Annotated in this window: 16 protein-coding genes and 1 other annotated feature; of the genes, 2 read left to right on the top strand and 14 right to left on the bottom strand. The window is 48.5% G+C overall.

Annotated elements, in window-relative coordinates; translation table 11 throughout:
• Positions 1 to 174: 174 nt before the first annotated feature.
• From C7R56_RS05805 to C7R56_RS05775, 7 genes are all read right to left on the bottom strand, one after another.
• Complete coding sequence (locus C7R56_RS05805) at positions 175 to 930, bottom strand: class I SAM-dependent methyltransferase (protein WP_107995627.1); 756 nt, start codon at positions 928 to 930, stop codon at positions 175 to 177.
• 46 nt (positions 931 to 976) lie between these two features.
• A complete protein-coding gene (locus C7R56_RS05800) occupies positions 977 to 1,615 on the bottom strand; it encodes an NAD(P)-dependent oxidoreductase (protein ID WP_107995626.1) in 639 nt (212 codons plus the stop codon).
• Between the two features lie 184 nt (positions 1,616 to 1,799).
• Complete coding sequence (locus tag C7R56_RS05795) at positions 1,800 to 3,200, bottom strand: MATE family efflux transporter (protein WP_107995625.1); 1,401 nt, start codon at positions 3,198 to 3,200, stop codon at positions 1,800 to 1,802.
• A gap of 66 nt (positions 3,201 to 3,266) precedes the next feature.
• Positions 3,267 to 3,743 carry a GyrI-like domain-containing protein gene (locus C7R56_RS05790; protein WP_107995624.1) on the bottom strand — a complete coding sequence of 159 codons (477 nt, stop codon included), beginning with the start codon at positions 3,741 to 3,743 and terminating at the stop codon, positions 3,267 to 3,269.
• A gap of 358 nt (positions 3,744 to 4,101) precedes the next feature.
• A complete protein-coding gene (gene argS / locus C7R56_RS05785) occupies positions 4,102 to 5,799 on the bottom strand; it encodes an arginine--tRNA ligase (protein WP_107995623.1) in 1,698 nt (565 codons plus the stop codon).
• A 122-nt stretch (positions 5,800 to 5,921) separates the two neighbouring features.
• Positions 5,922 to 6,193, bottom strand: a binding site (T-box leader).
• Positions 6,194 to 6,256: 63 nt separating this feature from the next.
• Complete coding sequence (locus tag C7R56_RS05780; protein ID WP_107995622.1) at positions 6,257 to 6,868, bottom strand: GNAT family N-acetyltransferase; 612 nt, start codon at positions 6,866 to 6,868, stop codon at positions 6,257 to 6,259.
• Positions 6,869 to 6,926: 58 nt separating this feature from the next.
• A complete protein-coding gene (locus C7R56_RS05775; protein WP_107995621.1) occupies positions 6,927 to 7,685 on the bottom strand; it encodes an alpha/beta hydrolase in 759 nt (252 codons plus the stop codon).
• A gap of 106 nt (positions 7,686 to 7,791) precedes the next feature.
• On the opposite strand from C7R56_RS05775, the gene C7R56_RS05770 reads away from it, so the two are divergent.
• Positions 7,792 to 8,448 carry a DNA alkylation repair protein gene (locus tag C7R56_RS05770; protein WP_107995620.1) on the top strand — a complete coding sequence of 219 codons (657 nt, stop codon included), beginning with the start codon at positions 7,792 to 7,794 and terminating at the stop codon, positions 8,446 to 8,448.
• Positions 8,449 to 8,460: 12 nt separating this feature from the next.
• Here the strand turns inward: C7R56_RS05770 and C7R56_RS05765 are convergent, their stop codons facing one another.
• The 4 genes from C7R56_RS05765 to C7R56_RS05750 all read right to left on the bottom strand — a co-directional run bounded on the left by C7R56_RS05765 (position 8,461) and on the right by C7R56_RS05750 (position 10,640).
• Positions 8,461 to 8,997: a dihydrofolate reductase family protein gene (locus C7R56_RS05765; protein WP_107995619.1), complete on the bottom strand. Its 537-nt coding sequence runs from the start codon at positions 8,995 to 8,997 to the stop codon at positions 8,461 to 8,463.
• Between the two features lie 191 nt (positions 8,998 to 9,188).
• A complete protein-coding gene (locus C7R56_RS05760; protein WP_107995618.1) occupies positions 9,189 to 9,467 on the bottom strand; it encodes a barstar family protein in 279 nt (92 codons plus the stop codon).
• 6 nt (positions 9,468 to 9,473) lie between these two features.
• Positions 9,474 to 10,046, bottom strand: coding sequence for a ribonuclease domain-containing protein (locus C7R56_RS05755; protein ID WP_107995617.1), 573 nt, complete (start codon positions 10,044 to 10,046; stop codon positions 9,474 to 9,476).
• 69 nt (positions 10,047 to 10,115) lie between these two features.
• Entirely contained in the window at positions 10,116 to 10,640 is a 525-nt protein-coding gene (locus C7R56_RS05750; protein WP_107995616.1) for an SOUL family heme-binding protein, read from the bottom strand.
• 175 nt (positions 10,641 to 10,815) lie between these two features.
• Between C7R56_RS05750 and C7R56_RS05745 the strand changes: the two genes are divergently transcribed.
• The gene (locus tag C7R56_RS05745; RefSeq protein ID WP_199902993.1) at positions 10,816 to 12,051 is read left to right on the top strand and encodes an MFS transporter; all 1,236 of its coding nucleotides are present in this window, start codon (positions 10,816 to 10,818) and stop codon (positions 12,049 to 12,051) included.
• A 73-nt stretch (positions 12,052 to 12,124) separates the two neighbouring features.
• Here C7R56_RS05745 and C7R56_RS05740 read toward each other — a convergent pair whose 3' ends face one another.
• From C7R56_RS05740 to C7R56_RS05730, 3 genes are read right to left on the bottom strand one after another with little or no spacing between them, the layout of a single operon-like run.
• On the bottom strand, positions 12,125 to 13,378 hold the full coding sequence (locus C7R56_RS05740; RefSeq protein ID WP_107995615.1) for a coproporphyrinogen-III oxidase family protein: 1,254 nt from the start codon (positions 13,376 to 13,378) through the stop codon (positions 12,125 to 12,127).
• Between the two features lie 11 nt (positions 13,379 to 13,389).
• Positions 13,390 to 14,292 (bottom strand): radical SAM protein, encoded by a 903-nt coding sequence (locus C7R56_RS05735; protein ID WP_107995614.1) that lies wholly within the window; start codon positions 14,290 to 14,292, stop codon positions 13,390 to 13,392.
• Positions 14,293 to 14,331: 39 nt separating this feature from the next.
• Positions 14,332 to 14,595, bottom strand: coding sequence for an SHOCT domain-containing protein (locus C7R56_RS05730; RefSeq protein WP_199902992.1), 264 nt, complete (start codon positions 14,593 to 14,595; stop codon positions 14,332 to 14,334).
• Positions 14,596 to 14,630 lie beyond the last annotated feature (35 nt).

The raw sequence follows: 14,630 nt of genomic DNA, 5'->3' as shown, positions 1-14,630 counted from the left end.
CACTATTCCCACTCCCAACTTTCAATTCTTTAGTTCTTTACTATGTCAATCATACTGCCAAAGCGTGTTAAGAAAGTGCTAAGGAAAGGGACGACGGTGTTAAGATTGCATATAGATGACGGTTTCAGTCCAAAAAAAGATTCCCTCTTTCGAAGGAATCCGTCTCTGATCTTACTATTTTGTTTCCCGTTTCTGCAAAATATAGAAAACATAGTTGTAGTAGGCACTGTATTTTTCGAAATGTTTCATTTCCTGGCGGTTCTCTTCCACCAGTGCTTTTGCGTCATCACTGTGGCCGTGCCTTTCCAGGAATGCCGCTTCATTGGTTTCATAGTAATGATAGTAATGGCTCGTCCAGTCCGATTCGGGCAGGATGAAATGCGCCACCGGAATATAGCCGGCTTCCTCGATTTGAGCGGTCTTCTCAGCAATCGTCGCCATTTCCGGGTAAACTTCGGTCCAATATTTGTCCACGATTTGAGGACGTTCCGGTGTCAGCCAGGAAATTTCGGAAACGACCAAAAACCCGTCTTTTTTCAACAACGGACGCCATTCCCGGATGCCTCTGGAAAAGCCGATGTTGTAGATGGCGCCTTCTGCCCAGATGACGTCCAAAGATTCGGGAGCGAAGGCAAGCTGTTCCATATCCATTTCCTTAACCGTCAAGCGGTTTGTAATGCCATGTTCCAGGACTTTGTGCTTGAGTATATTCAAAAATTCTTTGCTGCTGTCAACCGCCGTGATGTGGGCCGGCGTCTGTTCACTCAGCACCATGGTTTGCGCGCCGGTTCCACAGCCGACGTCCAATAATTGCGCTTGCGGGGTCAATTGCGGCAGAAACTGCAGTGCTTTGATGGTGCTCTGTTGGCTGCCGGGACCTTGGCGCGGGTTGCTTTTATGAAAATCGATGATCAAATCCAATGTTTCCATGAATTTCCCTCCTGATCTGCGTTTTCGTACCTGTTAGCGTAAGAATCTATTGTCGTTCGCCGACGACTGTGTAGCGTTGCCTTAGATGTCTTTGCCTTTCGATCTCGTCCACAAATGCAATCGCATAATCCGCGTAACTGATGTAACTCTCGCCTTCGCTGTTCAGCAGCAGCGTTTCTGCCCCTTCGGCGTAGTTTCCGGTCCGGTTGCCGTTTGGGTCAAAATAAGCGGATGGCGAAAGATAAGTCCAATTGACGTTGCTTTCCTTCAGTATGTTGAGGGCTTTTGCCATGTTCGTCGCAGTCGGTTTGAAAGCTTCGGGAAAATTGGCTGTTTCCATCACGCGGATCGTTTTTCCGGGATCCGCATAAAGGCTGCCGGCGCCGCCTACAACGATCAAGCGCGTTTCCGGCAGGTGTTCCAGCTCATCAATCAAGGACTGCAGCGAGGTGACATGCTCCTCTTCCATCCCCGCTGGCGCATTGAAAGCATCCACGATCACATCGAATCCTTTCAGATCCTCCACTTGCACATCAAAAATATCCCGCTCCATGATAGTTACTTGTTTGTCTGCGAGCTTGGCGGGATTCCGGATGATGGCCGTCACCTCATGTCCCCTGGCATGCGCTTCCTCCAAAATCAACCTGCCTTGCCTGCCTGTCGCTCCGATGATTCCGATCTTCACTCAAATCCCTCCGTTCTGGTTTCAAACGTCCATCTGTCTCCTTCATTTTAGGATTCCGGGGAATAAAAGTAAAGCCGGACACTTATCCAGAAGCGAAAACACAGCCTCTCGCGAATCCAAGAAAAAAAGCCCCGCAGAATCCTTTCGGCTCTGCAAGACTTCGTTTTTCGCATCATTTTTCTGATTATTCCGGAATAGACTCCCCAATCGTATGCGGGTAGATGTTCGCAATGACCTCTTTGTCGATTTTCTTGTTGAAATATATGCTCATGACCAATGCGAAGACTTCCGCAATCGGAAACGCCCACCAGACAAACGCAACGTTGCCCATCAAGGAAAGCAGATAAGCTGCCGGCAGCAGCACCACGACCTGGCGGATCATGGAGACCCAAAGACTCAGGCCACCTCTTCCAAAGGCCTGGAACACAGAACCGGAAACGATGTTGTAGCCTGCAGCAACATAGCAGAGACTGATGATCCGCAAAGCCGGTATCCCGATTTCCAGCATTTCATCGGATGCATTGAACAACTGCAGAAGTGTGCCGGGCATCAGCAAGAAAATGGCTGCACCGATGAACATGATTGCCATCGCATATCTTTTCGATAAGGTGATAGTCTGCTTGATCCGCTCTTTTTGATCGGCACCGTAGTTATAGGCAATGATTGGCACCATCCCATTATTCAGACCGAAAACCGGCATGAATATGAAGCTTTGAAGCTTAAAGTAAACACCGAATACCGCAGTCGCAGTCGGTGTGAAACGGATTAGAATATTGTTCAGGCTCAAATTCAGGAAGGAGCCGACAGCTTGCATCAAAATCGACGGGCCGCCGATAGAATAGATTTTTTTGATTGTTTGCATATCCGGGCGGAACCCTTTAAACGATAAAGTGATTTCCTTATTGAACCGGACATTGAAAAAGAACGCCAGTGATGCAGCGGTTATCTGTCCGATGACGGTTGCGATTGCAGCGCCTCTTGTCCCCATTGCCGGAACGCCGAACCAGCCGAAGATGAAGATCGGATCGAGGATGATGTTCAGGATTGCACCTGTCGCTTGGGTCGTCATCGTGAACAAGGTTCTGCCTGTGGATTGCAGCAAGCGTTCCATGCTGACCTGCATAAAGACTCCGATTGAGAAGACGCAGATGACTTGCAGGTAATCGATTCCGTAGGCGATGATTTCTGCATCCTTCGTCTGGAAAGAGAAATAAAGCGGGATGAAGAACAGGCCCAACGCCAAAAATAACAGGAAATGCATTGCATTCAGAAAAATGCCGTTATCGGCTGTGCTGTTTGCAGCCGCGTAATCCTTTTCCCCGAGTCGTCTGGAAACCAACGCATTGATCCCGACCCCTGTCCCGACCGCCAAAGCGATCATCAAGTTCTGCACCGGGAACGCCAAGGATACCGCAGTCAGGGCTTTTTCACTGATTTGGGCCACGAAGATGCTGTCCACGACATTGTATAAAGCCTGTACCACCATGGAAATCATCATTGGTACGGACATGGAGATCAATAATTTGTTGACGGGCATGACACCCATCTTATTTTCCGCCATTGCTGGCTGTTTGTTTTGTTGCATATTTTTTCCTTTCCAAAAAAGTGGAGCCGTCTATTCGACGGCTCGCCTTTTTGTAGCTATAATTTTTTATGATTCATCTGCCTCTTGGATAGGCAATTCGATTTTGGTCAAGTATTCCTGCGGCGTGAAGCCTTCGCCGTTGTAGTAGGTTTCATAGGAGATGCCGTTCGTCTCGAAATCATGGAATGTCAACCACTGGTCCATTTCCTGATAAAGTTTCGGGATTTCATTATAAGGGCCGATGTTCAGACAGGATACACGTTTACCTGCCGGAATGATGGACATGCGGATATCATCCTGCGGCGGCAATAATTTTGCGATCGGATAGCCAACTTCAATTTCGACATTTTGCTTCGTGAATGAGTAATAGATCGTGAAACAGGGACCTGCAGGCAGTTCTTCCAACAAATTCAGATAGGTCAGGACTTTTTCGCGGCAGTCCCCTATCTTCGTCTGCATATTTTTCAGCGTCGTTTCCGTTTTGATGGAAATGATGCGCTGCTCCGGTTGATTGGTCAATGTGATGTCTGAAATTCTTCCCATTTTACAAAACCCCCTTTAACAAGGCTTGCGATGCACCGACTTTGAAAACTTCAATATAAGGATAGCATACTTTTCAGAAAAAAACCGTTTTGGTGCATCAAGTGTCGAAAAACCGCCTTATTTCCGGGTGTTCTCAACGCAGGGAAGAGTTTTTTTGGAACAAATCAAAAAGCCCAAAACTATGTGCATAATTTTAGGCTTTTTGGTTTTTTTAAGAAGGATGATTCATCTCATCCTATTTAGTCGAACTCTGAATCCCAGAAATCTCCGCCTAAGTTGACAACACCACGCGGACAAAAAACGTCCGCTCTGTGTTTGTCCCCTTAGTGCTCGATTTCTACCCGGGATTCATCGTATCCTACATTTTTTCTGGGGATTGGACGCCTAGGAGTCTTAGGCCTTCTTGCAGGACTGTGGCTACGGACTGGACAAGTGCTAAACGGGCGTTGCGTTTGTCGTCTTCCACCAGCACTTTGGTGTTGCCGTAATATTTATTGAATGCTTGGGACAAGTGGATCGTGTATTTCGCGATCACGGATGGCTCGAATTTTTCGTAAGCTTGTTGGATGATTTCAGGGAAACTGTTCAACAGTTTCACGACTTCCCATGCGTAAGCATCATCCAGACCAAGGTCGGCTGCTTCGGTTGTGTCCAGTTCGACTGCCGCTTTGCGCAGGATGCTCAAACCGCGTGCGTTTGTATATTGGACATAAGGGCCTGTTTCGCCTTCGAATTGCACGACTTCCTCTAAATCGAAGTCAAAATTGTTCAGACGATCATTTTTCAGGTCATGGAAAACGACAGCGCCGACGCCGACTGCTTTGGCGACTGCTTCTTTGTCTTCCAATGTCGGATTCTTCTCGTTGATCTGCTTCAAGGAAAGCTCGGTCGCTTCGTTCAGGACTTCCTCAAGCAAGATGACTTTCCCTTGACGCGTCGACAGTTTCTTGCCGCCTTGCGTGATCAGGCCGAACGGGATATGGTGCATGTTTTCTGCCCAGTCGTAGCCAAGCTCTTTCAGGACGGCTTTCAGTTGTTTGAAGTGGTTGCTTTGTTCATTGCCGACTGCATACAGTGACATCGCAAAATCATAGTTGCGTTTGCGGTAGATCGCCGCAGCCAAGTCGCGGGTGATGTACAACGTTGCGCCGTCCGATTTTTTGATCAAAGCAGGATTCAGGTTGTATTTTTCCAAATCAACGATGGTTGCGCCGCGGTCTTGAGTCAGGATACCGGCTTTGTCCAGCAGTTCAACGACTTCTTCCATTTTATCGTTGTAGAAAGCTTCGCCGTTGAAGGAATCGAAAGTGATCCCCAACATATCGTAGATTTTCATGAATTCCTGCAGCGATTCAGAACGGAACCACTCCCAAAGATGCAAAGCTTCCTCATCGCCATCTTCCAATTTCTTGAACCAAGCGCGGGCTTCGTCATTCATGGTATCGTCTGATTCTGCTTCCGTGTGGAAACGGACATACAGAGTCAACAATTCATTGATCGGCTCAGCTTTGACTTTTTCTTCGTCGCCCCACAATTTGTAGGCCACGATCAGCTTACCGAATTGCGTGCCCCAGTCGCCCAAATGGTTGATTTTGATTGGATTGAAGCCGACTTTCTTCATAATGTTGGCCAAAGAATTTCCGATGACCGTAGAGCGCAAATGACCCATCGAGATCGGTTTCGCGATGTTCGGCGAGGACATATCAATCGGCACATTGCCGCCTTTTCCGATATCGGCTGTTCCGAATGCTTGCTTCTCGGCCGCAATTTCATGCAGGACCGTATTCGTTACCGCTGCTTTTTCAAGGAACAGATTGACGTACGGGCCCACTGCTTCCACCTTTTCGATGTAGGGATGGTTCAGTTGTGCCGCCAAATCTACGGCGATGGCTTGCGGCGCTTTGCGCAAAGCTTTCGCTAGTGCGAATGCCGGAAATGCGACGTCCCCGTGCTCTGTATATTTAGGTACTTCCAGCAATTGGTACACTTGATCGTAGCTTAAATGCTCCGGTACCAATTTTTGAATCTCTTCAGCAACAATCTTTTTATAATCCATATTTTTCTGCTCCTTTATTATATGCCTCTACTTATCCATATGATGAATGGATCACTTGTCTTCTCTTTAGGTGCCGCAAATCTGCGATAACGATAAAAAAAGCCCCTATTCTGCCCTGGCAAAATAGAGACGAATATCCGTGGTACCACTCTAATTCGATAAAGCAACACAGATGGGCTCTGATTATTTTATCCTTTTGAACCGCTAACGGGGCTAAACCGAATGACGCTACTCACAAACGTTCTTTCCCAGATGTCCGATGAACAGGGGGATCACGTTTGTCTTCAAGTCACTTTCTCTGAAGTGCGTTTCCTTCTTCGCTCCGTTGCGGGCTTCCACCTTCCCCGCTCGCTGTGAACATTGCACGAAGTACTTTCTTCATCAATGAATGTGTTTAGTATCTGTAATACTATATCAAAGCCAGCCCTGTTTGTCTAATTGATTTTTGACTTCCCCATCATTCCGATGGATTCGGCAAATGCTTCGGGCGGCTCATCCAAATGCTTTCCGAATAGTCCATGAAAATTTTTCCAATCCATGATTTTTTCCGATGCACTTCGCGGAAGCCGATCCGTTCGTAAACACTTTGAGCCCGTCCGTTGCTGTCAACGACATCCAAGGCGAAAGTTCGGTAAGGTTCCGTTTCGATCAACTTGAGCAGCATCTTACCGGCAACACCTTGGCGCCGATCCGCTTCATTGGTTGCCACGCACTCAAAATAAAGCGTCTCATCGTCGATTGGCAAGGGCTCCCCGTATTCTTTATGGAAGCTGAAATAACCGACATGCCCCCAGATGAATCCGAAGTTTGCCAAGAAATCTTCCTTGTTCACTTCCATGGCACGGCGTTGGTTGGTCGAACAACCTACCATCGCGACCGGGCGATCCCCGTCCATCGCAACCTGGATCAGGTCCTCCTGCAGCAGTCTGCGGAATCCGCCCAGCAAGCGCTCGGTATCCCGGTGCAACGTCTTCATGTCCTTGTAATAGCTGGTGACGAAAATTTTTCTGACTTCCTCTTTTTGGGCTTCCGTTAATTGGCTCATTTTCGCCATCGTTATTTCTGTCATATTTTCTTCCCTTCATGCAAATCTTAGGTAAATTTTGCTTATTATTTGATCCGCTGCATTATGGCTGGCGGTTGTTTTCGATAAATGATGTGATGACTTCAACCGTCAGTTGTTGCTGCTGATTGGTAGAGATGGTTGCAGTCCCATCCTCCGCTTGCAGTCCGTAATCGCCGAACTGGCCATGATTACCGCCATCCAGCACGATTTCCGTATAGTCATCCGGCAGCTTTTCTTGCGCTTCATTGTAGCTTTCGCGATTCAGGACTTCATCCTCCGAACCGTAGATGGAAAGAACCGGGAACGGCGCGTCGGTCAAATCACTGGACGGATAGGACGCCAGGAAAATCAGGCCTGCTACCTGATCAGATTGATCAGCCGCAAAACTGGAAGCCATGACCCCACCCAAGGAATGCCCGGCGAGATACCAATCCTGCACACTCTCTTCCTGTTCCATGATCGTTTCTGCCGCATTGGCATCAAAGACCGCCAAATGGAAAGGCATCTTGGCGACGACCACCAACAAATCCGCTTCAGCCAAGCTGCGCAGCAAAGGCGCGTAGGCTTCGCTCTCCACTTTTCCCCCCGGATAAAAGATGATGCCTTCCTCTGGATCTTCCCCATTCGGCGCAAAGGTGATCGCGTCATCGGTTTCGGTGATCGTGACCGATCCATCCGACTGCAGCGCCTCGACCGCACTTGCTGTCGCTTTATAATAGTCATTTACGTACCAAAAGAACGCACCTGCAACAATCACTGCAACTACAGCCAATCCGATGAGTAGTTTACGGATCCAGCTGGATTTCCTGTTTTTTTCCATAGTATCCTCCTTCGAATCATGATTGCACTTTTACAAAAACTGTTCTAAAGTGATTATGACGAGTGACTTACAAGTCGCATCCACCTATGAAAGGCAGGTTAACACCATGTGGTATGATGGCATTTTTGAATCTTTGCTGGCATTGCGCGATGAAGAACGCGCTCCCCAGATGTCGGCCTATATGCGTAATCAATTCCCGTTCTTAGGAATCGCGACGGGTCCGCGGAAAGCAGCATATAAAAAATTTCTTGCAATTGCAAAAAAAGAAAAGAGAGTCGACTTCGATTTCGTCGATCAGTGCTTCGAAAGGGATGAACGGGAATTCCAGTATGCGGGCGTCGACTATCTTCTGGCGATCCAAGATTGCCTGGGTCCGGAAGACTTACCGAAGCTGAAGAAGTACATCCAGACAAAATCTTGGTGGGATACCGTCGACGGGCTGGATGGAGTTGTCGGATCGATCGTCCAACGTTATCCGGAATGCAAGCCGACCCTGCAGGAATGGAGCCTGGCGGACGACATTTGGCTTCGTCGCGTCGCCATCGACCATCAACTCGGTTTTAAATCCAAGACGGACACGGCTTTACTGGCGGAAATCATCCAGAACAATCTTAACCAGAAAGAATTCTTCATCAATAAAGCCATTGGTTGGAGTCTGCGAGATTTCAGCAAAACGAATCCCGATTGGGTCCGCGCATTCATTTCCGCGCATAAGGAGGATCTGGCCAATCTCAGCATCCGCGAAGGCAGTAAGTATGTCTGAAACGAGTAGCCTTTATTTTTGGATTGGCTCGTAGGTGAGCTGCACCAATCCAGAATCAAAAGTTGTTGCTTCAACCAATTTCAAAGACAGCTCCTTCTCGTTCTCTTTGAACAACGGAATGCCTTCTCCCAGCAAAATCGGGATGATGGATACAGTATAGCTATCAATCATCCCTTTTTTACGGAACAGGTCGATTGCTTCAGAACCGCCATCGATAAAGATGTCTTTTCCGGGCTTGCGTCGTATCTGATCCAACAATTTTTCGGGAGATCCGCTGTAAAAATGGACCTGACCATCAGCGATGCGCTCCGTCCGGGAAAGGACATAACAGTCCCGGCCTGCATGCGGGAATTCCCCGCCGAAAGACAGCACTTTTTCGTAGGTCTTACGTCCCATGATGACCGTGTCGATCGTTTCGATAAAAGCAGCATAGCCATAATCTTCGTCATCTCTGGCAACACTATCAAGCCAATCGATATTTCCGTCCGAATGCGCGATGTAACCATCGAGACTGGCTGCGATATAGACTCTGACTTTTCTTTTTTCCATCTGACCACCCCTGACTTGTCTACCCCATACAGTCAACTATACGCTTGGTTGACAATCAAGGAAAGAATTTTTCGTTCAGAAATTGAGAAAACCGCAAAAAAGACGATTCTGTACGAATCGTCTTTTTTGCGTGGACCTCGATTTTTAGGTTGACAATCAGTCATTGTCCAATTCATATATTTGCATAAACTTCACAGCGGGTAGGCAAGGACCAAACGTATGGCGGAATTTGCCGCAGCAACTTCCTTGAATAGGCGGACCAATGCATCCCCATAATCACCGAGTTGATTTTGCACCCATTGCGGATTCTGAAGGATGATCATTTTGCCGGAAAAATCGGTCGTCAGACAATCCCATAAGGCATCCAAATTGTTACCATAATATTCGGGTAGGTGCAATTTCATTTTCAGATACGCATGCGTTGCTTTCCGGTCGGTCATTTCGCCGCCTTCCAAACGGATGATTTCCATCTTCAATCAGTCCCCTTCCCCGTACAGCTGTTCGAACGATTCGTAATGATCATCCGTGTAAAAAATCAAGCCGTCATTCGAGTACACAATGCGCTCCGCCCCGCGGAATCCGCCGTCATAATCGATATCGGCCTCGTAATAGGTCCTGCCCGATTTCTTTGGGAGCAGGCCCTCCCGATTGCCGAAGAAATCACCGCCGATGGACATTCTATCCGTGACTTCCCATAAGTTGCCTTCGGAGTTATCCCAACCCAGTTCCTCGGCTTCGTCCTTCGTCAGATAGTTGGGCGGCAGCTCGTTGAACTGGTGAATGTAGGCGGCCACTTCGTCTTTCGTTGAATAGGATTGCCCTTCCATGACTCCGCTGCTGGTTATCGTTTCAGCCGATTCCTGCGTCTCATTTTGCGGGATAGCTTCTTGGGTACCTTCTTCAATTGCTTGCGAGCTGCTGGCGGCGATGCTGATCGAAGAATCGGGTGTTTGATCCTCTAAAAGCGAATCTACGCCATTGACCCATACGGCCAGAATGATCGCCAATAAAGCGAACAAGCCTTTCAAGCCGCTTTTTAAGTTTTTCATGCATTAGTCCCCTTTATGTTAAGTGTGTTCCCTGATACGATACAAAAGGAACGCCGAATTGTCCAGAATTTAATCGGAATCCTGTTGATCCGTTCCGACCCGCACCATGATTTCGTTATGCCGGAACATCGGCGGCACGAACGGTGCGTTGAAGGACGCCAGCATATAGTTCGAAGTGGGCTGGTACTTTTTCTCGTGAAGCCACTGCGTCAATTTCTCCAGCATGTCGCGCTCTTTCCGATCATTCGAAAAGCCGCCGTACTGGATGACCGCAAAAAGACCGCTGTCGAACTTTTTGACAGTCAACGAAGGGCTGTTGGGCTGCGGAATATCTTCCCATTCCGACTTCGGGACAACGAACGCCATCTTCGTGCGATCGTCCGACAGTTCCTGTATCACAGGAACTGTCATGCTGATTTTTCGGTCCGCTTGATTGTCTTTTGAAATGTAGCGGAACAAGGTGCCGAACCCGCTGTCCACATCCGGATCAGCGGCATTGTCGTATTCCACGATGTAGAAATCCCGGTATTCCCTCAATTCGAACGGATCCTCCGACAGCAGTACTGTGTATTCCGGGCGTTCATATTTGGCCATGATTTCCCTTCCCCCATTCTGTTATCTATAGCTGAATTTTACCATGATTTTCTTTTTTTCCGAAAAGATAGGCTGCTTGACTGGCTTGGGGCTTGTGCTATCAGCCAACAACTGATATAAATAAATTATAAACAAATGAGAGCGTTATCACCTTTTATGATCGGAGGCGAAAGCCATGTTGAAAAGTTTTTCGCTGCAGGAAAAAAGTTGGATCATGTACGATTGGGCGAATTCCGCCTACTCCATCATCGTCTCCTCGGTCATTTTGCCACTTTTTTATAAATCGATCACGACCGGGGAAGGTATCGCCCCGAACTTGGCGGATTCTTATTGGGGCTATGCGACCTCTGCCGCAACTTTGACTATAGCAGTATTCGCCCCGATCCTCGGTACAATCGGTGATTATCCAAAATGGAAAATGCGGCTTTTCAAAATTTTCTTCCTGATCGGTGTTATCGCAACCGCCGCGCTCAGCTTCACGGACGATTGGCGCCTGCTGCTTGCCTTCTATATGCTCACGACAATTGGCTTTTCGGGTGCTAACATTTTCTATGACGCCTTTTTGGTCGATGTCGCGACAGAGGAACGGATGGATCGGGTATCCACTTACGGATTTGCGATGGGTTACATCGGTGGCAGTACCATCCCATTCGTGCTTTCGATTCTGCTGATTATGTTCGGCGAGAGGATCGGCATTCCCAGGACGACCGCCATCAAAGTCTCCTTCCTGTTCACGGCATTTTGGTGGATCGTTTTCACGATTCCGATGCTGCGCAATGTGAAACAGCGCTATTTTGTCCCGGCCAGCGAACATATCATCCATGACAGTTTCGCCCGGCTTAACAAAACGCTGCACCAGATCCGCAGCCACAAGAAAATGTTCCTGTTCCTGATCGCCTACTTCTTTTACATCGATGGACTGAACACAATCATCCACATGGCAGCTGTCTTCGGCGACAGTATCGGGGTTGTGTCTGATGTGCTGATGATTGCCGTGCTGGTTATTCCGATCCTGTCTTTTCCTTTCACGATCCTCTACGGAGTACTGGCCAAGCGCTTCGGCAGCAAAAAGATGATTTTGGTGGGCATCGTCATTTATCTGTTTGCCTGCCTACTGGCTTTCCGGATGACCACTGCTGTCGAATTCTGGATCCTCGCTGCGCTGGTCGCAACTTCGCAAGGCGGTATCCAGGCACTGTCGCGTTCCTATTTCGCCAAGCTTGTGCCGAAGGAGAACGCCAATGAATATTTCGGTTTCTACAATATCCTCGGCAAATTTGCCGCCATTATGGGTCCGGCGCTGTATGCGCTCACGAGCCAATTGACCGGCGATTCACGCAACGGGCTCGCCAGCATTTCCCTCCTTTTCATCATCGGAGGCGTGCTGATGCTGCGCACAGAGGACAATTGAAACAACGTTGCTTCTGATCATACCCAAAAGGCTGACTCCATGCGGAATCAGCCTTTTTTGATTTAATGTTTAATTATTTCAGGATGATCTTTTCAGGGAAAGGCTGCAGTCTTGAAATATGCCACATCTTATCGATGTAGGCTGTCGTATACGCCTGTTCGACATCGTGATAGAGATAAGCGGCCTTATCGGTCAGTTCGTAGACGCGCCCACTCTTCCTGAGATAGCCCAACTTAGTCGCCAAGAACAGTTCCAGTCCGAACATCCGGTTCAGGGGGGTGCCGATGAGCTCCTCGAATCTGTTCGCATCGAGCCTCATGGCGTAGGCGCTCCAGAACAGATAATAGACCGCCCGCTGCCTTTTGGTGAAATGGAGCGTCAAGGAAGTAGGTAAAGCATCGCCCTCGATCCGCTTGATGTATTCGGGAATCGAAAACGTATTGATCTTGAAGATGTCCTTCAGCAACGTAGTCGCGGAAACGCCGAAGCCCAGAAAAGCATCCCGCGTGACGGAAGAATATTTATCGGTTTGCTGTTGCGCAAACGTCCAGACTGATGTCCGCTCGATGCCGTTTGCGTGGCAATATTCCGTTAGGTGTTCCAGCATTTCGCGCTTCACCTCTTCGTTCATCGGCTTGTAGGCGTTGTCGGCGAAAGTGAAGTCGATGAATGGATAAGTCGAAACTTGCGTCGCTCCATTAGCGAAGGCCGTCTGGATATCATTCACCAAAATCTCGTCGGTCTGACCGGGAATAGCGAATATCAGGTCCACGTCGACCACATCAAAGCCGTAACTTCTCACCAAACGGATTTTGTCCTCAAAGGCATCGCTTCTCCTTCCGATTTTCCGGAGGCACTCGTCCTGGAAGGATTGGATGCCGATGCTCAACATGGTCACCCCCGCCTCCCTCAGCTTGTGCAGATTCCTTTCGGTGATGTCGCTAGGGTGCAGTTCCACGCCGATGCCGCCCGTCAGGATAAAATATTCCTTCAACTTTGCGATGATGTCCTTCAGATCGTCCAACATCATGGCTGGCGTCCCTCCGCCGAAGTAAAGACTGGTCGCTTGTTTTTTTCCGCTCATCCCCTTGCAGACCAGATCGACTTCCTTCAACAGCGCAATCTTATAAGCATCCGCCTGCGGCTTGTTGTGGACCACTTTGCAATAAGGGCAGAAACTGCATAACGAACGGCAGAACGGGATATGCACATACAGGCCTAAATCATCCAGTTTTTCAAAATCCAATGTGTTCTCATGGGTCCCTTCAAAGACGAAAGGCTTGAACGATCGGGTAAGGTACACCCGCAACAAGGATGTCCAACGCATAACTTCACCTCCTATATGTATTTCAGATAAGTACTGAGCAGATCCCACATCACCTTCACATTGCCTTTGAAAAGGAGCGAAAATTCGGCAGAGAAAAAGAAGCCACATTCTGCGCAGAGCCCTTCGATGTCGATGCAACGCCCGCACACCCATTTCTCCCCATTTTCCACAACAACGCATTGGTAGCAAGGTGTTGGAAATGTATTATCCACGATATATGGCAGGGCGCTTTTCAGATTCAGGATTGGATAGCCCGCATTGATCAGCTGCACAATTTGGTCGGCACAAGCCTGCTTATCAGTTCGGCTTAGTTTGAGCCGCTCCGTCCCGGGATATGGCGTGTGGAAGTTGAAGGAAACTGCCTTGACTTTTTTCGTATGCACAGCCGTTTCGCAGACTGCCTCGATTTCGCCCTTGTTGATCTGATTGATTGCCATGTAGAGGCAGACGTTTTCCCGGGAAGCTTTCTCGATATTGGTGATGATGCGGTCGTAGCTTTCGCCTCTGATTTCATTGTGCTTTTCTTTGCCGCCGTCGAGGCTCACCATGACCAAATCGGCTTCCGGCAGATCCACCTGCAGCGTTCCGTTGGTGACCACGTTCACGAGCAGAAAGCCGATTTGCTTCGCTTCAATGACCAGATCCCGCAGCGTGTGGCCCTGATTGCGCCAAAGGAAGGGTTCCCCTCCGTAAAAAAAGAGGATCCTGACGCCTTCTGCGTACAGCCACTGCATCTCAGCCCTTATCTGCGGATACGGATAAATGATTGAGGTGATGTTGCTGACGGCGCAGTGTTTGCAAGCCAAATTGCATTTGTCGGTCAGGATGATGGAACCCACCAGCGGCCGTTTTCTTTTGAACAAAATCGTCGTGGCGCCAAAGTACGCCAACTGCAGCAACGAACGCAGTTCCATGATGCACCCCTTCCAGGCAAAGACTGTTTCCTTGTTGCCTCATTCCAGTAAATCGCTTTTTTTCTGTTTGAACTCCTCTGCATCGATTTCTCCGCGTGCATACCTTTCGCGGAGGATCTTCAGTGCCAAATCTTCCTCCGTTTTTGGCGGAGTTGGCCTATCGGCGAAATATTTTTTGAAGAGCTTGGCCGCAAAAAGGATGACGACAGCCCAGAAGATTAGGTACATGGCCATCGATAGCAACCCGATCCACCACTGCCCTTCTGCCAAAAACTCAGTTACTGATCCATAAAAAGGATGCATATGGCTAAACCCCCTTTCAAGTTAATGATTGTTTG

This window comes from Trichococcus paludicola (assembly GCF_003052295.1).
GTDB lineage: Bacteria > Bacillota > Bacilli > Lactobacillales > Aerococcaceae > Trichococcus > Trichococcus paludicola.
This window is presented reverse-complemented; position numbering and strand designations above follow the sequence as displayed.